Annotated in this window: 16 protein-coding genes and 1 pseudogene; 14 read left to right on the top strand and 3 right to left on the bottom strand. The window is 71.8% G+C overall.

The annotated features are described in order from the left end of the window. The first annotated feature begins 20 nt into the window (after positions 1-20). From FREUN1FDRAFT_RS14480 to FREUN1FDRAFT_RS14460, 5 genes are all read left to right on the top strand, one after another. Positions 21-1,352, top strand: coding sequence for an ROK family protein (locus tag FREUN1FDRAFT_RS14480; RefSeq protein ID WP_006540832.1), 1,332 nt, complete (start codon positions 21-23; stop codon positions 1,350-1,352). Between the two features lie 403 nt (positions 1,353-1,755). Next, the gene (locus FREUN1FDRAFT_RS14475) at positions 1,756-2,979 is read left to right on the top strand and encodes a glycoside hydrolase family 1 protein (RefSeq protein WP_006540830.1); all 1,224 of its coding nucleotides are present in this window, start codon (positions 1,756-1,758) and stop codon (positions 2,977-2,979) included. A gap of 21 nt (positions 2,980-3,000) precedes the next feature. Beyond that, positions 3,001-4,218: an ABC transporter substrate-binding protein gene (locus tag FREUN1FDRAFT_RS14470; RefSeq protein ID WP_006540829.1), complete on the top strand. Its 1,218-nt coding sequence runs from the start codon at positions 3,001-3,003 to the stop codon at positions 4,216-4,218. A 388-nt stretch (positions 4,219-4,606) separates the two neighbouring features. Continuing rightward, on the top strand, positions 4,607-5,872 hold the full coding sequence (locus tag FREUN1FDRAFT_RS14465; RefSeq protein ID WP_006540828.1) for a phytanoyl-CoA dioxygenase family protein: 1,266 nt from the start codon (positions 4,607-4,609) through the stop codon (positions 5,870-5,872). Between the two features lie 21 nt (positions 5,873-5,893). Further along, positions 5,894-7,657 carry an ABC transporter ATP-binding protein gene (locus FREUN1FDRAFT_RS14460; protein ID WP_006540827.1) on the top strand — a complete coding sequence of 588 codons (1,764 nt, stop codon included), beginning with the start codon at positions 5,894-5,896 and terminating at the stop codon, positions 7,655-7,657. An 83-nt stretch (positions 7,658-7,740) separates the two neighbouring features. On the opposite strand, the gene FREUN1FDRAFT_RS14455 is transcribed toward FREUN1FDRAFT_RS14460, so the two are convergent. Then, a complete protein-coding gene (locus tag FREUN1FDRAFT_RS14455; protein WP_006540826.1) occupies positions 7,741-8,766 on the bottom strand; it encodes a Gfo/Idh/MocA family protein in 1,026 nt (341 codons plus the stop codon). Positions 8,767-8,971: 205 nt separating this feature from the next. On the opposite strand from FREUN1FDRAFT_RS14455, the gene FREUN1FDRAFT_RS14450 reads away from it, so the two are divergent. Continuing rightward, positions 8,972-10,039: a LacI family DNA-binding transcriptional regulator gene (locus FREUN1FDRAFT_RS14450; RefSeq protein ID WP_006540825.1), complete on the top strand. Its 1,068-nt coding sequence runs from the start codon at positions 8,972-8,974 to the stop codon at positions 10,037-10,039. Between the two features lie 61 nt (positions 10,040-10,100). After that, positions 10,101-11,288 (top strand): cytochrome P450, encoded by a 1,188-nt coding sequence (locus FREUN1FDRAFT_RS14445; protein ID WP_006540823.1) that lies wholly within the window; start codon positions 10,101-10,103, stop codon positions 11,286-11,288. Here FREUN1FDRAFT_RS14445 and FREUN1FDRAFT_RS47405 read toward each other — a convergent pair. Beyond that, the gene (locus FREUN1FDRAFT_RS47405) at positions 11,278-11,409 is read right to left on the bottom strand and encodes a hypothetical protein (RefSeq protein ID WP_006540822.1); all 132 of its coding nucleotides are present in this window, start codon (positions 11,407-11,409) and stop codon (positions 11,278-11,280) included. The genes FREUN1FDRAFT_RS14445 and FREUN1FDRAFT_RS47405 overlap by 11 nt on opposite strands. A 165-nt stretch (positions 11,410-11,574) precedes the next feature. Further along, entirely contained in the window at positions 11,575-12,684 is a 1,110-nt protein-coding gene (locus FREUN1FDRAFT_RS14440) for a LacI family DNA-binding transcriptional regulator (RefSeq protein ID WP_035951622.1), read from the bottom strand. Positions 12,685-13,600: 916 nt separating this feature from the next. Between FREUN1FDRAFT_RS14440 and FREUN1FDRAFT_RS14430 the strand changes: the two genes are divergently transcribed. The 7 genes and pseudogenes from FREUN1FDRAFT_RS14430 to FREUN1FDRAFT_RS43800 all read left to right on the top strand — a co-directional run bounded on the left by FREUN1FDRAFT_RS14430 (position 13,601) and on the right by FREUN1FDRAFT_RS43800 (position 20,619). Further along, the gene (locus FREUN1FDRAFT_RS14430; RefSeq protein WP_006540820.1) at positions 13,601-14,632 is read left to right on the top strand and encodes a U32 family peptidase; all 1,032 of its coding nucleotides are present in this window, start codon (positions 13,601-13,603) and stop codon (positions 14,630-14,632) included. After that, entirely contained in the window at positions 14,629-15,795 is a 1,167-nt protein-coding gene (locus tag FREUN1FDRAFT_RS14425) for a mandelate racemase/muconate lactonizing enzyme family protein (RefSeq protein ID WP_006540819.1), read from the top strand. Before FREUN1FDRAFT_RS14430 ends, FREUN1FDRAFT_RS14425 begins: the two co-directional genes overlap by 4 nt. Positions 15,796-15,797: 2 nt before the next feature. After that, positions 15,798-16,876: pseudogene (locus tag FREUN1FDRAFT_RS14420) on the top strand (zinc-binding dehydrogenase). Positions 16,877-16,967: 91 nt separating this feature from the next. After that, positions 16,968-18,509, top strand: a complete 1,542-nt coding sequence (locus FREUN1FDRAFT_RS14415) for an aldehyde dehydrogenase (NADP(+)) (RefSeq protein ID WP_006540817.1) — start codon at positions 16,968-16,970, stop codon at positions 18,507-18,509. Positions 18,510-18,512: 3 nt separating this feature from the next. Further along, the gene (locus tag FREUN1FDRAFT_RS14410; protein ID WP_006540816.1) at positions 18,513-19,415 is read left to right on the top strand and encodes an SMP-30/gluconolactonase/LRE family protein; all 903 of its coding nucleotides are present in this window, start codon (positions 18,513-18,515) and stop codon (positions 19,413-19,415) included. Positions 19,416-19,434: 19 nt separating this feature from the next. Continuing rightward, complete coding sequence (locus FREUN1FDRAFT_RS43805) at positions 19,435-19,593, top strand: hypothetical protein (protein ID WP_157474784.1); 159 nt, start codon at positions 19,435-19,437, stop codon at positions 19,591-19,593. A 567-nt stretch (positions 19,594-20,160) separates the two neighbouring features. Then, positions 20,161-20,619 (top strand): hypothetical protein, encoded by a 459-nt coding sequence (locus FREUN1FDRAFT_RS43800; RefSeq protein WP_157474782.1) that lies wholly within the window; start codon positions 20,161-20,163, stop codon positions 20,617-20,619. The last annotated feature ends 168 nt before the right edge of the window (positions 20,620-20,787 follow it).

The following is a 20,787-nucleotide window of genomic DNA, read 5'->3' as shown; positions in this document are numbered from 1 at the left end:
GAGGACGGTAGCGTCAACGCGTGCGCCCCGACCTCCCAGCAACGCCGCGCGGCCTGCCCGCCACGGTCACCTCGTCCGCCGGCGCACGTCAGTCGACACTGCGGGAGAACAACCTGGCGCTGGTCGCCCGCACCGTGCACGCGGCCACCACCCCGATGTCCCGAGCGGACGTCGCGGCCGCGACGTCGATGACCCGGGCCACCGCGTCCCGCCTGGTCGACGAACTGCTGGGCGCCGCGATCCTGGACGAGTCCGGCCGGCCGGACTCCCCGCGCCGCGGCCGGCCGATGACACCGCTGGTCCCCGGTGCGCGGATCGCCGCCCTGGGCCTGCAGGTCGATGTCGGCATCCTCGCCGCCCGAGTGATCAACCTGCGCGGTGAAACCCTCGCGGAGCGGGTCGAGACCGGCACCTTCGCCGGCAGCGACCCCGCGGCGGTCCTGGCCCGCCTCGGCAGGGCCGCCCGCGCGGTGCTCGACGACCTGCCGTCCGGCGTCCGTCTCGCCGGCGCCGGCCTCGCCCTGCCCGGCATCGTCGACCAGAGCAGCGGCCTGCTCCTGCACGCACCCAACCTCGGCTGGACGCACGTTCGCCCCGCGGAGCTGCTCGCCGACCTCGCGCTCGCACCCGACTTCGCACTCGCACCGTCGCTCGCACCCGCCTTCGCGCTCGTACCCGCGCTCGCGGTCGCACCGCTACCGTTGGCAGTCGGGAACGAGGCCGATCTCGCCGCGGTGACGGTGGCCCAGCTCGCGCCGGGCCAACCCTCGGATCTGTCCGACTTCCTCTACCTTTCGGGTGGGATCGGCATCGGCGGCGCCGCCGTGCGCGGCGGCGAGGTCATCGCCGGCCGGCATGGCTGGGCCGGCGAGATCGGCCACGTCTGTGTGGACCCGAACGGCCCACCCTGCGGCTGCGGATCCACCGGCTGCCTCGAGCGGTACGCCGGATCCCACGCCCTCGCCACCGCCGCCGGACTCGACCGCACCGCCACGGCAGAGCACCTCGCCGAGCTCGTGGACGCGGGCGAGCCGCGCGCCGTCGAGGCCGTGAACGCCGCCGCCTGGGCCCTCGGGGTCGCCCTCGCCAGCACGGTCAACATCCTGGATGTCTCGACCGTCGTCCTCGGCGGCCACCTCGGGCGGATCGCCCGGCTGCTCCAGCCCACGCTGGGCGACACCCTGCGGCGCAGGGTGCTGGCAGCGCGGTGGTCTGCCCCGGAGACCCGCGTGTACCCGCAGTTCCCCGCCCCCGCCGCCACCGGCGCCGGCTATCAGCGGCTTGCCGCGGTCATCGCGGACCCGGCGAGGTGGATCAGCGCTCACGGGTCCACGCACGCGCCGGGCCCGTGAGGGAAAGCTCTGCCAACCCGAGTCGCCGGCCGGCGGGCGAGCGGACGTACTTGCGCGTACTAGTTCATGCTTGCTACTTTACGTCGAGCTTCGCTAGCGGGCGCTAGCGAAGCTCGACCACCTCGAACAGATCTTCGATCGTGCGACGGCATCGGCCGGATCGCCGTGGCCCGCACGATCGCCGCCCGCTCCGCGAAGCCTCGGCCCGTCGGCTCCGCGGGATCGCTGCGCCAACCGACTCTCCCGCGCGGAGGACACGTGCCGACCGACCTCTCGCTGGCGCAGGTCCTGTCGCGGCGCCGGGGCTACCTGAGGTTCGCCGTGGGGATGCGCGGACTACCCGTGCTGCCGTGCACGGGCTAGAGCAGACATCACGTCCCCCGACCCGGAAGGTCCGACATCCATGAGTGCATTCCCCGAGAACTTCCTCTGGGGTGCGGCGACCGCACCGCACCAGGTGGAGGGCGGGAACATCAACTCCGACATGTGGCGCAGCGAACGGGCGAAGAACTCGAGGTTCGCCGAGCCGTCGGGCGACGCCTGCGACCACTACCACCGGTACCCGGAGGACATCGCCACCCTGGCCGCTCTGGGCCTGAACGCCTACCGGTTCGGGGTCGAGTGGGCGCGGATCGAACCCGAGGAGGGCTGTTTCTCCCGTGCCGCCCTCGACCACTACCGACGGATGGTCGGCACCTGCCTCGAGCACGGGGTCACCCCGGTCGTGACCTACAACCACTTCTCGACCCCCCGGTGGTTCGCCGACGCGGGCGGGTGGACGAACCCCACGGCGGCGGACCGGTTCGCCCGGTACGCGGCCCGGGTGACCGAGCACATCGGCGACCTGGTGCCGTGGGTGTGCACGTTCAACGAGCCGAACGCCATCTCCCTGATGGTGCATCTCGGCGTCATCCCGGCCGCGTCCCGCGACGAGTACCTGGGCCTGTCGAGAACCGACGAGAACCCGGCGTCCGGGCAGGAAGGGCCGAGCGCGGCATGGCCGGCACCGAGCGTCGAGGTGATGGCGGAGGCCCACCGCAAGGCCGTGGAGGCCATCAGGTCCGGGCCCGGCAATCCCGCCGTCGGCTGGACGCTGGCCCTCATCGACCTCCAGCCGGCCGACGGCGGCGAACAACGCTGGCAGGCCGTGCGCCAGGCCGCTCTCCTCGACTGGCTCGACGTCTCCCGCGACGACGACTTCATCGGCGTCCAGACCTACACCCGCGAACGCATCGGCCCCGACGGCGTCCTGCCCGTTCCCACCGGGGCCCCCACCACCCAGACCGGATGGGAGGTCTACCCCGAGGCGCTGGGGCACACCGTCCGCCTCGCCGCACAGCACACCGGCGTGCCCGTCCTGGTCACCGAGAACGGTATGGCCACCGATGACGACGACGCCCGGATCGCCTACACCACCGCCGCCCTCGAGGGGCTGGCCGGCGCCATCGCCGACGGAGTCGACGTCCGCGGCTACCTGCACTGGACGCTGCTCGACAACTTCGAGTGGACGTCCGGCTATCAGATGACCTTCGGGCTCGTCGCCGTCGACCGCACCACCTTCACCCGCACCGTCAAGCCCTCCGCCCAGTGGCTCGGCAGAATCGCCCGCGCCCGCGGACTCGTCTGAAGAACCGCCGAAGGAATCCGCATGCATTTACGCACGTTGGCGAGATGGCCGGCGGCAGTGGCGGCGGCCGCGATCCTCCTCGCCGCCACCGGCTGTTCGTCACCGGGAAACTCCGCCAAAACAGCCGCCCCGTGCGACTCGCCCGGAGTGACACCCGACCGGATCACGCTCGGGTTCGTGTACTCCGACTCCGGAGGGGCCAGCGGCGCGTTCTCCTCCGCTCGTTCCGGTTTCGAGGCGAGAATCGGCCTGGCCAACGCCGAAGGCGGTGTCCACGGCCGGCGGATCGCCTTCCAGCAGCGCGACGACGAAAGTACGACCACGGTCAACACGAAGGTCATCAGGAGTCTCATCCGCGACAGTTCCGTGTTCGGCCTGGTGATGAGCAGCGCTGTCACCGGCGGCTCGCTGGACTACCTGACCGATGCGGGGGTTCCGGTCACCGGCCTCGCGGCCGAGACGGCCTGGGCCGCGCACCCGAACATGTTCTCGTACATGTACTCATCCTCACCCGAGATCATCAGCCGGTACATCCGGGACAGCCGCGGCAGGAAGGTCGCGCTGGTGACCTCGGGTCAGTCGACCCTCAGCTCCGATGCCGTGGCCACCTACTCACAGAGCCTGCAGGCCCTGGGCCTCGCCACCGTCGCGGTCATCCCCTACTCCGCCTCCGCTGACAGCCCCGACCGGGTGGCCCGCGAGATCGCCGCCTCCGGTGCCGACGCGCTGCTCGGCGTCACCGCGCCGAGCGACTTCGCCACCATCGTCGAGGCGGCGCGCAGAACCGGCCTGCATCTCAATGTCAGCGTCGCGCTGTCCGGCTACGACCGCGGCCTCCTGGCCACCTCCGGCCCGGCACTCGCCGGAGTCTCGATCCCGGTCTTCTTCCGCCCCTTCGAATCCGGCGGGCCGGCCATCGAGCGATACCGCGGGGCGATGGCCCGCTATGCACCGGAGGCCCTGAACCCGGATCAGCAGTTCGCGATGTTCACCTACATCTCGGCCGACATGTTCCTGCGCGGGCTCGAACTGGCCGGCCCCTGCCCCACCCGCGCCGGCTTCATCAAGGCCCTGCGGGCCGTCCCCGACTACGACGCCGGTGGCCTCATCGCACCCGTCGACCTGCGCGACAACGCCGGTCGTCCGCCTGAATGCCACGCCTTCGTCCAGGTCAACCCGGCAGGCAGCGCCTTCGACGTCCCCCAGGAGCGCCTCTGCGCGGACGGCGTCGTCCGCTGATCCCAGGGCGCGCGGATCGAGCACCCGGCAGCGGATCACCGCCCTGTCCTGGACCCACTCCGCCACGACCGGAGGCAAGGCCGGGCCAGCTAAGCACTTGCGCGCACTAGTTCCTCTGCGTTAGGCTTCTGCGTGTTCGCGGCGGGTGCACAGGCCACGGTTCAGTCCCACAGACATGTCGATTGTCGAGCCGTGCCACCGGGCCGCGCTGATGAGCAGTGGATGCGGATTTCGGGTTGCCGCCGGCCGTTTCCTGACGACCTCGTGTGTCGAGCGTCCTTCCCTGCGTCCGGGCTTTTCACGACACGGACCGGCCCGAACAAAGCAGCCTGAGCGCAGAAGATCAACAAAATGCTCGCCGGTGGCGCATTCCGACGGGAGAATCGTCATGCCCATCCGCCTGGATCGCCGTACACGCCGCGATGCCGACCTGCGCCACGTCGACATGGAGAGTTTTCTCGCGCGGGATTTCCCGGGCCTCGTCTCGCGCCATGGTCCTCTCGTGGCACGGGGAATCGCCTCGTTGCAGGCGCCCCCGCTCTCCATCGAGATCGGCGACTCCTCCTGGTCCTTCTCGAGCGACGGTGCGACCCTGGTCGTCTCCCGAGGCACCGTCAGCGGTGCTCTGGTCGTGACCTTCGACGAGACCGAGTTCTCCGACTGGGCGCAGAACCAGCGCTCCTTCAACGCGATGCTGACCGCACGCGAGCTGCGCCACCGTGGCGGGTCGATCGCGGACATCTCCGTGTGGGACTCGCTCTGGCTGACACTGCTCGAAGGCTGGCCGGTCGTGGACGACACGATCGACTTCATCGATCGCCATCGGGCTCCGCTCGACCTCGGTCGCGTCTTCACCCCGGCCGACGATCCGGCGGACGTCGCCCATTTCCTGCGCGAGGCCGGCTACCTTCACCTGCGGGGCTGGCTGGACCCGGCGGACATGAACGAGGTCAGCTCCGACATCGACCGGGCGCTGCCCGACTACCGTGAGGGTGACGGGCGTTCCTGGTGGGCGACCCTGGCGGACGGCAGCCGCCGCTGCGTGCGGTTACAGGAGTTCCTCGCCCGCTCCCCGGCGACCTCGGCCATCCTGCGGGGCGAACGCTGGGAGCAGCTACGCGGCGTTCTGGCCGGCGACGATCTCCTTGGGCCACCGCCGGTGAACGGTCGTGGTCCCGAAGCCCTCATCAAGCCGATCGGCGTCACGGTCGGGGCCTCCGACGTGAGCTTTCATCGCGACTGCCACTTCGGCCGCCACGCTTACAACTGCTCGAACATGGTCACCGGGATCGCGGTCACCGGCAGCGGCGAGGCGAACGGCCAGCTCCGCGTCATCGCCGGGTCCCATCGCGTCCTGATGCCGGTGGAGATCGCCAAGTCCCGGCCCTACCTGCCCGTCGTCGCCGTACCGACCGAGCCGGGCGACGTCACGGTGCACCTGACCTGCACCCTCCACGAGTCGACTCCACCCCTCGTCGAGGAACGCCGCGTCATCTACACCGGGCTCTCCCTCGCTCCGCGCGCGGACGACGCCGCCGGCGCCGGTGACGGTGACGGTGACGGTGACGGAGGCGGAGGCGGAGGCGGCCAGGCCCTGGCGGCACTACGCGAACGGATCTCCCGGATCCTCCTCGACGAGACGAGCCGTACATGACGGTGGGCAACAGGCGTATTCATGGCGCATAAGTCCTCGGGGCACGGCACGCACGCCCTGCGCACACTGCTGCGCCACGCCGGCGACGGGCGGACGCTGCTCATCGGCGGTTACGCGCTCATCCTCGTCGACGCGGTCGCGCAGAGTCTCACGCCCGCGGTGTTCCGAGTCGTGCTCGACCGCATCCAGCAGGACCCGCGCCGGTTCCTGCACGACGGCTGGCAGGGCCCCGTCGTCGCCGCGGCCGCCATTTCCGCGACCTTCCTCGTGGCGGCCTGCCTCGCCCACACCTGGTGCCGGCGCGGCGCGACGCGATGGGCGAACAACCTGCGACGGGCCCTGTACGAGCACGTCCAGCAGCTGTCGATGGACTTCTTCCACCGTTCGCGGGTCGGCGACGTCGCCGCCGCGATCAACCAGGACATCGAACGCCTCGAGGTGACGGTCTGGCAGGGCCTGACGGTGTGGTGGGCGTTGGCGGTCCTGCTCATCTCGGTGGGCCTCATCGCCTGGGTCGACGCCTGGATGGCCCTGATGGCGCTGGCCCTGCTCGCGGTAGCCGTCGGGTGGACGCTCCTGGTGCTCCCGCGGCTTCGCCGCCACAGCCGCGACATCCGCGACGAGCTCGGCCGCACCTCCGGGACGCTCGCCGAGATGCTCGGCGTGAACACGCTCCTCAAGGCGTTCAACGCGGAGGAGGACGCCCTGCGCCAGGTGCGCGGCGGCACCGACCGGGTACGGGCCGGGTCCGAGGCCCTCGCGCGGCTCCAGCACCGCTACGCCGACCCGCTCGGCTTCCACCTCTCGTTCGTCGCGCCGTTCCTGCTCCTGTTCGCCGGCGCGTGGCGGGCCGCCTCCGGGACGCTCTCCATCGGCGACGTCGTCGCCGTCTGGGGCTTCTGGCTGCGCGGATCGAGCTCGCTGACCGTCGTCATGACCAGCCTGCCCGAGGTGCTGGCCGGTCTCGCCGCCGGCGAACGGGCCGCGAGACTGTTCGAGGAACGACCTGCGGTGAGCGACCTCCCGAGAGCCCCCGCGCTGGCCGTCACCCGGGGCGGCATCGCCTTCGAGCAGGTCTCGTTCGCCTACCCGGGGCGCCAGTCACACCTGGTCCTCGACGGCTTCGACCTGACGATCGCCCCGGGGCACAGCGTCGCGCTCGTCGGCTCCTCCGGCGCCGGCAAGTCCACCGTCGCCCAGCTGCTGCTCCGGCTGTTCGACCCCGCCGAGGGCCGCGTGACCATCGACGGCCAGAACATCCGTGAGGTCGCCCAGGCCTCGGTGCGCGCCGCGGTGGGCGTGGTCTTCCAGGAATCGGTCCTGATCAGCGGTTCGCTGGCGCGCAACCTGCGGCTCGCCCAGCCGACCGCCACCGACCAGGACATCGAGGCGGCGCTCGAGGCCGCCAACGCGTGGGAGTTCGTCCGCACCTGGGAGGACGGGATTCACACCGAGCTCGGCGAACGCGGCGTCATGCTCTCGGGCGGGCAGCGCCAACGCCTCGCCATCGCCCGGGTGATGCTGAAGGATCCCCCCATCGTCGTGCTCGACGAGGCGACCAGCGCGCTCGACGCCAGTAGTGAACGCGCCGTTCTCGACGCTCTGGATCGGCTGTTGTCCGGGAGGACGTCACTGATCATCGCGCATCGGATCGCCACCATCCGCAACTGCGACCAGATCGTGCTGATGGAACGCGGGCGGGTCACCGACGCCGGCACCCACGCCTCGCTGCTCCAGTCCTCGACGACGTATCGCTCGTACTGCCACGAACAGTCGGTGGCCTGAGTCCCGTGCCCCGCAGCGCGGCGTGCCGTGCCGGTGCAGGTGATCGACGAGGAGGTCGCCGCGGCCAGCGGACAGGCGTCACGTCAGGCGTTGTCGGCGGGGTAGCGGACGCCCAGCTGGGCCCGGGCGGCGTCGAGGGTCCGCATGATCGCGACGGTTTCGTCCAGGGGCATGACGTCGCTGTCGAGATGCCCGGATGACAGCCGTTCGTGCACGTGACGGGCCTGGTGGTGCAGGCCGCCCCCGGCCGTCTCGGCCGCGCCGTCACCGCCATCGCCGTCCCGGGCGGCGGGCAGGTGCAGGCGCTCGGTCGTGCCCGCCCGTTGCACGACGAGCTCGTCGGGGCAGTGCATGAAGGCCGGCAGCTCCATGCTTCCGGCGGTGCCGGTGACCCGGCCGGCACAGGCCAGGTTGGCCCGCAGAGACGCCTTGGCGACGGCGAACGCGCCACTGTCGTAGGAGGTCACGACGGCCAGGTGCTCATCGACGCCGGTCTCGCCGAGTTGCCCGAACGCCGCCACCCGGCTCGGCTCGCCGAGCAGCATGCTGGCCAGTGACACCGGGTAGACGCCGAGGTCCAGCAGCGCGCCGCCGCCCAGCGTGGGGTCGAACAGCCGGTGGGTGGGGTCCATCGGCAGCCGGAATCCGAAGTCGCCCTCGACCGAGAGCACGGTGCCGATCTCTCCGGCAGTCACCAGCTCGCGCAGCCTGACGTAGGCGGGCAGGAATCGGCTCCACATCGCCTCCATCAGGAACCTGCCCCGCGCTCTCGCGGTGGCCACCATCTCGGCGGCCTGGCCGGCGTTCAGCGCGAACGGCTTCTCGCACAGCACGCCGTGGCCGGATTCCAGGAAAAGCAGGGTGTGTTCGTGGTGGTGCGAGTGGGGGGAGGCGACATAGACGATGTCGATATCGTCGTCGGCGGCCAGGCTCTCGTATGAGCCGTACCTGCGGTGCGGGGTGATGCCGTATTTCTCGCCGAACTCGTCGGCGGTCGCCCGGCCGCGAGAACCGACCGCCACCAGTTCGGCTCCCGGAAGGCGACCCAGCGCGTCGGCGAATCCCCGGGCAATCGCTCCGGTCCCCGCAATGCCCCAGCGTAACGCCATGTTTACCCCATTCGTAGAAGGGCGCCGCGGCCGGGCGCCGTCGCGGTTCCCGCCGCCCGGAAAGCTGGGCCGTCCGGCGGCACCACACACCGCTTGCGTCCAGAGGTTACACGTGTAACATTGGCACTGCACACCAAGTTACACGTGTAACTTGATCACGCGGCCGAGGCGGCTGGGCCGCGAGCAGAGGGCGGGTGACCGAGAGATGCCGGTCGATGGTCGACGGGGCGAGAAGCCGCCGGGCCCGACCGTGCCTCACGCGCCGGCCGAGGCGCCGGGGCCGGCCCGGCCCACCAGCAACGACGTGGCGCGCCGCGCCGGCGTGTCGCGGGCGACGGTCTCCCATGTCCTCAACGGCACTGACCACCCGGTCAGCGAGGGAACCCGGCAGCGGGTCCTGGCCGCGGCGCGGGAGCTGCAGTACGCCCCGAACGCGTCCGCACGGGCTTTGCGCGCCGGGCGCAGCAACATCGTCCTGGTACCCATGTCACGGTTCCCGGCCGTGCCCGGTGAGGACAGGTTCCTCGAGAACCTCGACCGGGAGCTGGCCACTCGCGACCTGGTTCTGCTGATGCACGGCGACCGCACCACCAGCGGGGTGCAGGGGGCTCAGGCCTGGGCCGAGCTTCGTCCTGCCGCCGTGTACGTCAACGTGTCGCGCGGTACCCCGACCGCGGTGGAACTGCTGCGGCGGGCGGGTGTGCAGGCGGTCCTGCTCACGGGTGCCCCGCGGGTGGCCTACGCCCCCACCGTGCCGCTCGATCCCGCCGCGGTGGCCCGTCTCGCGACCCGGCACCTGCTCGCGCGGGGCGCTCGGCGCCTCGCCTGCCTGGTGCCCACCGGGCCGCTGGCGGAGCTGCCCACGCAGCGTTACGAGGCCGTCGTGGAGGTCGCGGCGGCCGACAACGTGCCCGTCGAACGGGTGGACTGCGAGCTCTCCTCGGACAGCATCGCGCCGGTGGTGGACCGGTGGCGCGACCCGGCGCACCGGCCGGACGCGGTCTACACCAACAGCGACCCGTTCGCCATCCTGCTCATCGACAAGCTGCGCGAGGCCGGCCTCCGGGTTCCCCAGGACGTCGCAGTGGTCGGTTCGGGCGACCATCCGCTGGGTGCCGCGCTGCGGCCCGCGATCACCACCGCCACCTTCGACGTCCCGGCGATAGCGCGGGTGGTCGCCTCCTCGATCCGACGGCTCCTCGACGGAATGGACCTGGATCCGGGTCTGGAGGCCGCCCTGCGACCACACCTGATTGTCAGGGAGTCCGGGTGAGGATCTTTCCCCGGAAAAGTCCGCACTTCATCCGGCGCTTACGACGAGAGGACTTATCGACATGACGGACGATCTGTACTGGGACCCGTTCGACAAGGAGATCGACGTCGATCCGCACCCGCGGTGGAAGCGGATGCGCGACGAGACGCCGGTCTATCGCAACGAGAAGTTCGACTTCTACGCTCTCTCCCGCTTCGCCGACGTCGACGCGGCCCACCTCGATCCCGCGACGTACAGCTCCAAGTACGGCACCGTCCTCGAACTCATGAAGCCGGAGCCCTGGGACACCGGGCAGATGATCTTCATGGACCCGCCTGCGCACACCACCCTGCGCGTGCTGGTCTCCCGGGCCTTCACCCCGCGCCGGGTCGGCGGTCTCGAAGGCGTCATCCGCGACCTGTGCGCCGAGCTTCTCGACCCGCAGATCGGCGGCGGCGGGTTCGACTACGTCCAGGACTTCGCCGCCCAGCTCCCCTCGCTGGTCATCTCCCAGCTCATCGGCGTCGACCCCGCCGACCGGGAGGACGTCCGAAAGATGATCGACGGGACGTTCTACCTGGACCCGGAAAAGGGCATGTTCAACGAGACCGCCATGGCGGCCACCGCCCGGTTCCACGGGTACCTGACCGCCCAGCTCGAGGAGCGGGCCAGGAGCCCCCGCGACGACATGATGACCGCGCTCATCCAGGCGGAGATCGCGACCGAGGGCGGCACCCGCCGCCTGAGCCTGCGCGAGGCCACGGACTTCACCGCGCTGCTCGTCTCGGCGGGCACCGAGACCGTCGCCCGCCTGCTCGGCTGGGCCTGCGTGCTGCTGGCCGCCCACCCCGACCAACGGGCCGACCTGGCCGCCGACCCGGCACTGCTGCCAGGCGCCGTCGAGGAGACCCTGCGCCACGAGGCGCCGTCCCCCGTCCAGGGCCGCGTCGCCACCCGCGACGTCGAGCTGCACGGCACCGAGATCCCCGCGATGTCGAAGGTTCTGCTGCTCACCGGCTCCGCCGGGCGGGACGACCGCAAGTACGACGACCCGGACCGCTACGACATCCGACGCACGTTCGACAGGCACCTCTCCTTCGGCCGCGGAGTCCACTTCTGCCTCGGTGCCTCCCTCGCCCGCATGGAGGGGCGCATCGCCCTGGAGGAGACCCTGCGCCGCTTCCCGGCCTGGGACATCGACCACGAAAACACGGTCCGCCTGCACACCAGCACCGTTCGCGGCTACGAGAAGCTGCCGATCATTCTGTGATCGGCGCGGCCGGCCCTTCCTCCTCCCGGGCCCGGGGTGCGAGAAGGTCGGCCAGCGCCTGCAGCGCCGCCTTCACCCGCTCGACGTCAGCCGGGTCGGCGCTGTCGATCGCCGCGGCCACGGCGGCGTCGATCTCGGCTGACGGGCGGACCTGGGCGCGCTCCAGCGTCGCCGCGGTCAGGTGGACGAGGGTGCGGCGCCGGTCGCGCCGATCGGCCGCGGTCTCGACCGCGCCCTCGGTGTACAGGAGCCCCGCGGCGACGCGGACGTCAGCTGAGTGCGGGCGTCAGCTGAGTGCGGGTGGGGGCGCCGTGCTGCGGCGCAGGACCAGCTCCGGCGGGATCACCACATGGGTCCCGCCGGGCGCACCCGTCTCGACCTGCTCCAGCAGGGAACGCAGGCTCTGACGGCCGACCTCGGCGAAGTCCTGGCGCACCGTGGTCAGCGGCGGCGAGAAGAACTCGGCTTCGGGGATGTCGTCGAACCCGACGACGCTGACGTCCTCGGGCACCCGCCGGCCGCCTTCGCGCAGGGCACGGAGCACACCGAGGGCCATCTGGTCGTTGGCGACGAAGACGGCGGTCAGGTCGGGCTCGCGGGCGAGCCGGCAGCCGGCGGCGAAGCCGGCGCGGGCGGTCCAGTCACCGGCCAGCGGTGGATGGACGTCCGCACCGGCCGATTCGAGCGCGGCACGCCAGCCGGCGATCCGGCCGGCGCCCTCGTACCAGTCAGGCGGTCCGGCCACATGCCAGACGGTGCGATGGCCGGCCGCGAGCAGGTGCTCGGTGGCGATGCGGGCACCGTGCTCCTGGTCCACCGAGACGGTGGCGATGCCCCCGTCGGGCCGCCCTTCGACGGCGACGAGCGGCAGGCGCGCCGCGACCGCGGCCAGCGCGTCGGTCGCACCGGTCGCACCGGTCACGCTCGCGGTATCGATCACGCGGGCGGTGTCGGCCGCGCCGGTGGTGTCGGCCACGCCGGCGGTGTCGGCGGTGTCGAGGAGCGGCGCGACCGCCACAACCCCGTCGATGCCACCGGCCAGCAGGCGCCCGACGGCCTGCCGGACGGCCTCCGGATCGAGGGAGTGCAGGCTGACCACCGTGACCTGGTAGTCAGCCTCCCGCGCCGCCTGCTCGACGGCGTACAGCGTCGACGTCGGCCCGTACAGCGTGCCGGCCGGCGCCAGCACGCCGAGGGTGCGGGTGCGGCCGGTGGCGAGCGCGCGGGCGGCCGGGTTCGGCCGGTAGCCGAGCTCCCGCATGCCCGCGAGGACCCGTTCCCGGGTCCGTGGCCGGACCCCCGGATGATTGTTGACGACCCGGGACACGGTCTGGTGGGAGACCCCGACGAGGCGGGCCACGTCGGTCAGCGCCGGCGGCCGACCGGACGCGCCGATGACCGTTCCCGTTGCCGGGTCGCCTTTCTGGTCCGGTACCACGTCACCGTCCCGGTCCGGTGCCAAGTCGCTGCCCCGGTCCGATGCCGGGTCTCCGTCCCGGTCCGGTGCCGGGTCTCCGTCCCGGTCCGATGCCGGTCCGTCCACTGTGGCCAACCTTCGTCGCTCCTGGTGAGCCGCTGTCGTGCCGCCTGGCCGGGCGGGCCGGTGCCCTCGGCGACCCTCGCCGGGTACCGTCCGGTCACTTCGTTATATCCGGCCCGCCCCGCCCTGCTGTCGGACGTCAGCGCCGGGCACATCGCGTCGGCGTTCAACAGGCGCGGGCCGGTCGGCCCGGTCGGCCCGGTCGGTCGGATGATCAGGCCGTGGCCGGGTGATTCCGTGCCCTCCGCGGCCTGCTCGTGGCCGCTCGCCTGACAGACGTGGCGGATCCGGCCCCCGGCATCGACCTGAAGATCCGTGTCCAGCCGCCGCACGGTGACCCATCGGGGATCCCGCGCCACCGCACAGCGCCAGCGCAATTCGCCCCAATCGGCATAAACAGGGCGTGAAGTCACTTGACGATCAGCAAGAAGCGAGGATTTCGGATGCTGCATCAGCCAACATCCTCACATTTTGCTCGGAAGCAGCGGCAACCCCGGCACCCCCGGCACCCCGGCAGCCGCGCGAAGCCGAAGCTCGGGGAGGGCCTCCGGCGTCCTGACCGCCACACGCCGACACCGACCCCACAACCGCATGCGGTAATCGATCCAACACAAAGGGTCTCTCCGCCCGTTCGTCCCGAGCTTGACCGGGCGAATGTTAGCGCTAACATTTCCTTCGTAGCCGTTGTCGCCCGCTCGGGCGGCCACGTACCCGCATCCAGATCACCTCCGGTCGCCGGCCAGTCCGGCCATGCACAGAACGGCAGGCGCAGGTGCAGCAGACGCGTGAGTTCCTCCGCTCGCTCGGGCTTCCGGGCGCTGATCCGTCCGATCTCCCATCCAGCGGGAAGCGGTTCCCCGACGGGGCCCAGTACCGGGTGGAGATCCCGAGTGTGGAGGGGCCGGAGGCGGTGGCGGCCGTGCTGGCCGAGGCGGACCGCCGCGGTGTCGCCGTCCACCGGGTCTCGCAGGGCAGCGGCGGGATGCTGCTGACCGGCGGGGAGCTGGCGGCGATGGCGGCCGCCGGGTCGTCCGCGGGAGTCGAGGTCAGCCTGTTCGCCCGGCCGCTCGCCGGGTGGGACACCGGGGCCGCCGCACTGGCTCCCGGCAGTGCCGGCCTGGCCGCGCAGGCGCGCGGGACGGAACAGCTCGTGCACGTGCTGGAGGACATCCGCCGCAGTGCCGAGGCCGGGATCCGCAGCGTTCTGGTCACCGACGTCGGGGTGCTGTCGGTCGCGGGCCGGATGCGGGCGGCCGGCGAGCTGCCGCCGGAACTGATCTTCAAGGTGAGCGTGCAGATGGGCTGCGCCAACCCGGCGTCGATCCGTCTGGTGGAGCAGCTCGGAGCCGGCACCTACAACGTGCCGACCGACCTGTCGCTGGCGCAGCTCGCGGCGGTCCGGGCGGCTGTGGACCTGCCCATCGACCTCTACGTCGAGGCTCCCGACGACCTCGGCGGCTTCATCCGTCACTTCGAGATCGCCGAGATCGTCCGGGTCGCCGCGCCCGTGTACCTGAAGTTCGGGCTGCGCAACGCGCCGAACATCTATCCCAGCGGCACCCACCTGACCGCCACCGCCGTGGCGCTGGGGCGGGAGCGGGTCCGGCGGGCCGAGATCGGCCTGGAGCTGCTGCGCCGCTACTACCCGGACGCCGTCGGGTCCGGGCCGCGACCGGCCGGGCTCGCCGTCCCCGCCGTCCCCGCCGTCCCCGCCGTCCCCGCCGTCCCCGCCGTCCCCGCCGTCCCCGCCGTCGCCGTCGCGGCTGTCCCCGCCGTCGCCGCTGTCGAGGGAGCACTTCGATGAAGATCGTGGACGTACGGACACACGTGTACGGGACGCCGTGGCGGGACCTGACCTACGTCCAGGTGTTCACCGACGACGGGCTGGTCGGCGTGGGTGAGACCCGCATGCTCGGCCACACCCAGGCGCTGCTGGGCTACCTGGCCGAGGCGGCGCGCAACCATGTGCTCGGTTCGGACCCGTTCGACATCGAGTCCCTGGTGGACCGGATGAAGCGCGGCGACTACGGCCGGGCCGGTGAGATCGTCATGTCCGGTATCGCCTGCGTGGAGATGGCCTGCTGGGACATCGTGGGCAAGGCCCTGGGGCAGCCGGTCTGGCGGCTGCTCGGCGGCAAGGTCCGCGATCGGATCAAGGCCTACGCCAACGGCTGGTACACGGTCGAGCGCACACCCGAGGAGTTCCACGCCGCCGCGCGGGCGGTCGTCGACCGCGGCTACCGGGCACTCAAGCTCGACCCGTTCGGCGCCGGCCGCTGGGAGCTGGGCCGGGCCGAGCGCCGCCACTCCATCTCCCTGGTCGAGGCGGTGCGCGACGCCGTGGGGCCCGATGTGGAGATCCTGGTGGAGATGCACGGCCGGTTCGCGCCGCACGAGGCCATCCGGATCGCCGCCTCGCTGGCCGAGTTCGAGCCGGGCTGGGTCGAGGAACCGGTGCCGCCGGAGAACCTGAAGGCGCTGGCCAAGGCCGCCGCCGGGATCGACGCCCCGGTCGCGACCGGGGAGCGCATCCATGACCGCACCGAGTACCGGGAGCTGTTCGATCTCGGCGCGGCAGACATCATCCAGCCTGACATCGGCCACCTCGGCGGAATCGGCGAGACCCGCAAGCTCGCGGCGACCGCGGAGACCCACTTCACGCTGGTCGCCCCGCACAACGTCGGCGGCCCGGTCCTCACCGCCGCCAACCTGCACCTGGCCGCCTGCACCCCCAACTTCATGATCCAGGAGCATTTCAACGACTTCGCGGACGAGGAGGTCAAGCTCGCCGCCCCGGGCCTGCCTCCGGTGGTGGACGGCTACTTCGCCCTGCCGACCGAGCCCGGCCTCGGCGTCACGCTGGACGTCGACGTGATCGCCGCCCATCCCTCCCGCGGCGCCCACTTCGACCTGTACGCCGACGGCTGGGAGCTGCGCGGCTCCCAGCCGTCGCGCCGCGGCGGCTGACGATGACCGGCCGCGCGGTGTGGATCGACGCACCGGGGCAGCTGGCGACACGTCCGGCCGAGCCGGTTGCCCTCGGGCCGGGCGAGGTACTGGTCCAGGTCGCCTGGGCGGGTATCTGCGGCTCCGACCGGGAGGTGCTGCGCGGTACCCGGCCAGCCGGGTTCGTGCGGTACCCGGTCATCCCGGGGCACGAGTGGTCCGGCACGGTGACGGCGGTCGGCCCTGCGGTAGACCCGGCGGTCAGCCCTGCTACGGGCCCGGCGGTCAGCCCTGCTGTGGGCCCGGCGGGGGACGCCGCGCTCGTGGGTCGGCGGGTGGTGGCCGAGGGCTTCCGCTCCTGCCGGATCTGCAACGCCTGCCGCGGCGGCGACACCAACCTGTGCGCCGCCCCCTACGACGAGACCGGTTTCACCTGCCCGGGCGCGTGGTCCGACCACCTGGTCGTGCCGAGCCATCTCCTGCACGTCCTCCCGCCCGATGCCGACCTGCGTGCCGCCGCCGGTCTGGAGCCGGCCGCGTGCGCCGCGGCGATGTGCCTGCGCGCCGGTGCCGTTCCGGGGAACGGGTCGCGGTGGTCGGCGCCGGCACTCTCGGCCTGCTGGCCACCCAGCTGCTGGCCGCGGGCGGCCCGGCCGAACTGGTCGCCGTTGATCCCCGCGCGAGCCGCGGCGAGCTCGCCGCCCGGTGCGGCGCCACGACGCTGATCACACCGGACGAGGCCGCCGCCACCCCGTGGGCACGGCACTTCGACGTGGTGGTCGAGGCCGCCGGCGCCCCCGGCAGCGCGGCGCTGGCCTGCGGGCTGGCCCGCCGCGGCGGGCGGGTGGTGCTCGCCGGTCTCGCCGCCGACGGCGACCACCCGCTGCGCGCCCTCGATCTCGTGCTCCCCCAGCTCACCGTGCACACCGTGTTCGGGGCGCCGTCGCGGGCCTGGAGCCACGCGGTGCGCGCGTTCGCCGCCGGCCATCTCGACCCGGCGGCACTCGTCACGCACGAGCTGCCGCTCGACGACGTCGGCGCGGCGTTCCGCCTGCTCGACGACGCCGCCAGCGCCGCCGTCAAGATCCTGCTGCGCCCGTGAAGACCTGTGGCACATGTGAGGAAGCAGCCGCGGCCGATCGCGGCGGCACCGCACCGCACCGCACCGTGAACGGAAGGACGGAAGGAAGGTCTTGAGCACCGTCACGACCGACATCGAAGGACTGCTCGCCGCCGCCGCGGCGGCGGCCCGACCGTTCGGCGCGCTCGCGCCGGCCACACGCGCCACGATGCTGCGCGCCGTGGCCGACGCCCTGGACGCGGCGGCCGAGACGTTGATCCCGGTCGCGATGCGCGAGACACGGCTCCCCGAACCACGCCTGCGCGGCGAGCTGGTCCGGACGACGTTCCAGCTGCGGCTGTTCGCCGAGCTCCTCGACGACGGCGGCTACCTGCAGGTGACGCTCGACGCGCCGGACCCGGCCTGGCCCACCGGTCCGCGCCCCGACCTGCGCCGGATGCTGATCCCGGTCGGGCCGGTGCTCGTCTTCGCCGCCTCGAACTTTCCCTTCGCGTTCAGCGTCGCGGGCGGCGACACCGCCGCCGCGCTCGCCGCCGGCTGCCCGGTGCTGCTCAAGGCCCATCCCGGCCACCCGGAGCTGTCCCGCCGCACCGCCGCCGTCGTCGTCGACGCGCTGGCTGCCGCCGGCGCACCCACGGGGACGATGGCACTGTTCGAAGGCGACGAGCAGGCCCGGGCCGCCCTGGTCGACCCGCGGGTGCGGGCCGGTGCCTTCACCGGCTCCGAGCACGCCGGCCGGTTGCTGTTCGACCTCGCTGCCACCCGCGACGAGCCGATCCCCTTCTACGCCGAGATGGGTAGCGTCAACCCGGTCTTCGTGACCGAGGCCGCCGCCGCGGCGCGCGGGCCGGAGATCTGGGCCGGGTACGTCGAGTCCTTCACCCTGGGCACCGGCCAGTTCTGCACCAAGCCGGGACTGCTGTTCGTCCCGGCCGGCGCCGCCGAAGCGGACCTGGTCAAGCTGGTCACCGGACGGCCGGCCACCCCGCTGCTGGGGGAGCGGATCGCGGCCGGTTACCGGCACACCCTCGGCATGCTCGCGGACCATCCCGCGGTGCGGGTGCTCGTCGCCGGAACCGAGCCGACAACCGGACCGACAGCCGGCGGACCGACAGCCGGCGCAGTGACGCCGGCCGGGGCGACAGCGGACGGCGTGACGCCAGGAGGAGTAACAGCAGACGGCGCGGCCGCGGACGGGGTGACGCCGACGCTGCTGGCCACGGGCATCGCCGACTGGCTGCGCGATCCGGGCGTGCTGGCCGTCGAATGCTTCGGCCCGACATCCCTGCTCGTCACCTACGACGACCCGGCCGACCTGCTCACGGCGGCCCGCGCCCTCGGCGGGCAGCTCACCGCCACCGTGCACGGTGAGGACACCGACGACGTCCTCGCCGCCGACCTGCTCGCCGAGCTGCGGGAACGGGTCGGGCGGGTGCTGTGGAACGGCTGGCCGACCGGCGTGTCGGTCAGCCCGGCCATGACCCACGGCGGCCCCTACCCGGCGACCACCTCCCTGCACACCTCGGTCGGGACGACGTCCATCACCCGGTTCCTGCGTCCCGTCACCTACCAGTCGCTGCCCGCGCGCCTGCTGCCCGAGCCGCTGCGCGATGACAACCCGTGGGGGATCCCCCGCCACCGCTACGGTGTCTGACCGATGAGCATCGACAGTGAGCAGATCACCGACCCGGTGGCCTTCCACGGCGAAGGCCCGGTCTGGAACCAGGACTGGAGATCGGACTGGGGCGGGCTGCGCTGCGTCGACCTGCTCGCCGGCGACGTCCTCGCCGTCGACCCGGCGACCGGCGCCGTCCGCCGTGACCATGTCGGCGCGGTGGCGGCGGCCCTGCGGCCACGGCGCACCGGCGGGACGGTGGTCGCGCTGGAACGGGGCTTCATGCTGGTCGACCCCGCCGGCCCGGACGACCCGACCGGGCTGATCTCCGGCACCCGCCGGTACCTCGGGGATCTGTGGGACGCCGGCACCGAGGTCCGGATGAACGAGGGCGGCTGCGACCCGGACGGCCGCTTCTACTGCGGGTCAATGGCCTACGCCGAGACGACCGGCGCCGGCTCGCTCTACCGGCTCTCGCCCGACGGCACCGTCAGCGTCGTGCTGACCGATGTGACCATCTCGAACGGTCTGGCCTGGAGCCCGGACGGTTCACAGGCCTACTACGTCGACTCCCCGACGTCGCGGGTGGACGTCTTCGACTACGACACGGAGCGGGGGCTGCACGGCCGTCGAGCCCTGCTCACCGTTCCCGACGGCTCGGGTGTGCCGGACGGGCTCACCGTGGACGCCGACGGCTACCTGTGGGTGGCGCTGTGGGGCGGCGGCGCGGTCCACCGTTACTCCCCCGCCGGCCGCCTCGACGGGATCGTCGCGCTCCCGGTGCCCCGGGTGACGGCCTGCACCTTCGGCGGCGACCGCCTCGACACCCTGTACATCACCACCTCCCAGCGCCACACCGACCTCACGCGCCACCCGGCCGCGGGCGCGGTCTTCGCCGCCGCCGTCGGAGTCCGCGGCCAGCCGGTCCTGCCGTTCCTGGGGTGACCCTTCCTGCGCCTTCGAGGTGCCGGCGGACCTGGGCCGTACCCCGACCGGGGTCGGCACGACCCAGACGGCCCTTGGACGCACGCTGCTCGACGTCAGCCGGGCGGCGCCCCGAGTCGGCGAGCGGATCGTGACGCTCAGCCCGAATGTCAGCTCGTCGACGAACCTCGGCGACTGATCGACTGACCGGTCGTCCACCCGGGGAGTCTTCTACCCCACGACAAGGGTGAGATCTGCCTCACATGCCCGGGGTCCACGTAGGCGGCTCCTGTAGCGAAAGGGCCACCGGCCATAACAGGTGGTGACGGCGGCAGCGAGATGCCGCCGTTCGACGTGCGTTGGCCGACGGCGCCGCCCAGACGGCACACCAGGACTACTGCAACGAATCCGCAGTTCACACAGGTGCCGCACAGGAAGGTGCGAAGCCGCTGCTGCCGGAGGCCGTCGCGGACGGCCGCCATTCCGAAGGCACAGAATGTGACCGGATAACCATCCGGGCCCGGAACTCGTTGAGTGGCGATTTTCGGCCGATCGTTCGCCTCGATCTTGATGGGACGCTAAAGTCCTCAGTGTTCTTTCCAGGCAGGGGTTCGTCGGCCGTCGGCCGTCCAGTGGATTCGACAGATGCGCGCGTGCCAGTGGTACGCAAAACGTTGTTTCACGAGTCGTCCGACAGCCAGGTCCTCGTGGGCGCCTTTCCTTGCGACAGGCCTACCTGCGTCGAAACGAAGGATGGGTCGAAGACGTGCGTGTAAACTTTTTCAATGTAGGAGCGGCCGCCGCGACGGCGGTCGGTATGGGGACCTTGGGCGCGGTTGCAACCGCGACCCCGGCCGCCGCGGCGCCGTGTGACCAGTCCGATGCGATCGTCATCGGTTCATCAACATCCTGGTCTCGAAGCTACCCAACGCAGTCGGGCAATCTCGGCACGCTGTCCGTCAAGTACAGTTCGAGCTGCAACACGGAGTGGGCCTATCTCGAGCTGAACGACACCCTCTCGCCCGGAGAAGCAGCCCATGCGCAGTACGACAACTGGCAGAATACCTACGGATGTAATGTCGCAGTAGGCAGTACGGCCTGCAGCACCACGCCAAGGCCCGTCGTCTGCGGTGTCGGCGTATCCACGACAATTGGATACAAGGACACTATCAGTAACGGGCGCTGGTACGTCGGTGGGGCCGGGATCCCTGGAGTGCATTGCTGAGAAACACTCCCGCCAGTTTCCCAGGCCTCGAAATATCCCGGGTGTGGTCTGTTGCCCCTGGGTTCGGAGCGGCTATTGCCGGATCGGTCAATGCCGACCTGTCCAGTCACGGCGGAAAAGGCCTCTGACCAGCAGGTTTCAACGTCGCCAAGGCGAGCACGCCGAGTT

The sequence above is a fragment of the Parafrankia sp. EUN1f genome, assembly GCF_000177675.1.
In the GTDB taxonomy this organism is placed as follows: domain Bacteria; phylum Actinomycetota; class Actinomycetes; order Frankiales; family Frankiaceae; genus Parafrankia.
Note: the sequence above shows the minus strand (reverse complement) of the source record. Positions and strands in the feature narration are given on the sequence as shown.

Excerpts from the sequence above, each read along its gene's own strand:
- FREUN1FDRAFT_RS14445 (WP_006540823.1), top strand. The coding sequence starts at position 10,101 with ATGACGGACGATCTGTACTGGGACCCGTTCGACAAGGAGATCGACGTC.
- FREUN1FDRAFT_RS14450 (WP_006540825.1), top strand. The coding sequence starts at position 8,972 with ATGCCGGTCGATGGTCGACGGGGCGAGAAGCCGCCGGGCCCGACCGTG.
- FREUN1FDRAFT_RS14455 (WP_006540826.1), bottom strand. The coding sequence starts at position 8,766 with ATGGCGTTACGCTGGGGCATTGCGGGGACCGGAGCGATTGCCCGGGGA.
- FREUN1FDRAFT_RS14470 (WP_006540829.1), top strand. The coding sequence starts at position 3,001 with ATGCATTTACGCACGTTGGCGAGATGGCCGGCGGCAGTGGCGGCGGCC.
- FREUN1FDRAFT_RS14475 (WP_006540830.1), top strand. The coding sequence starts at position 1,756 with ATGAGTGCATTCCCCGAGAACTTCCTCTGGGGTGCGGCGACCGCACCG.
- FREUN1FDRAFT_RS14465 (WP_006540828.1), top strand. The coding sequence starts at position 4,607 with ATGCCCATCCGCCTGGATCGCCGTACACGCCGCGATGCCGACCTGCGC.
- FREUN1FDRAFT_RS14460 (WP_006540827.1), top strand. The coding sequence starts at position 5,894 with ATGGCGCATAAGTCCTCGGGGCACGGCACGCACGCCCTGCGCACACTG.
- FREUN1FDRAFT_RS14410 (WP_006540816.1), top strand. The coding sequence starts at position 18,513 with ATGAGCATCGACAGTGAGCAGATCACCGACCCGGTGGCCTTCCACGGC.
- FREUN1FDRAFT_RS14425 (WP_006540819.1), top strand. The coding sequence starts at position 14,629 with ATGAAGATCGTGGACGTACGGACACACGTGTACGGGACGCCGTGGCGG.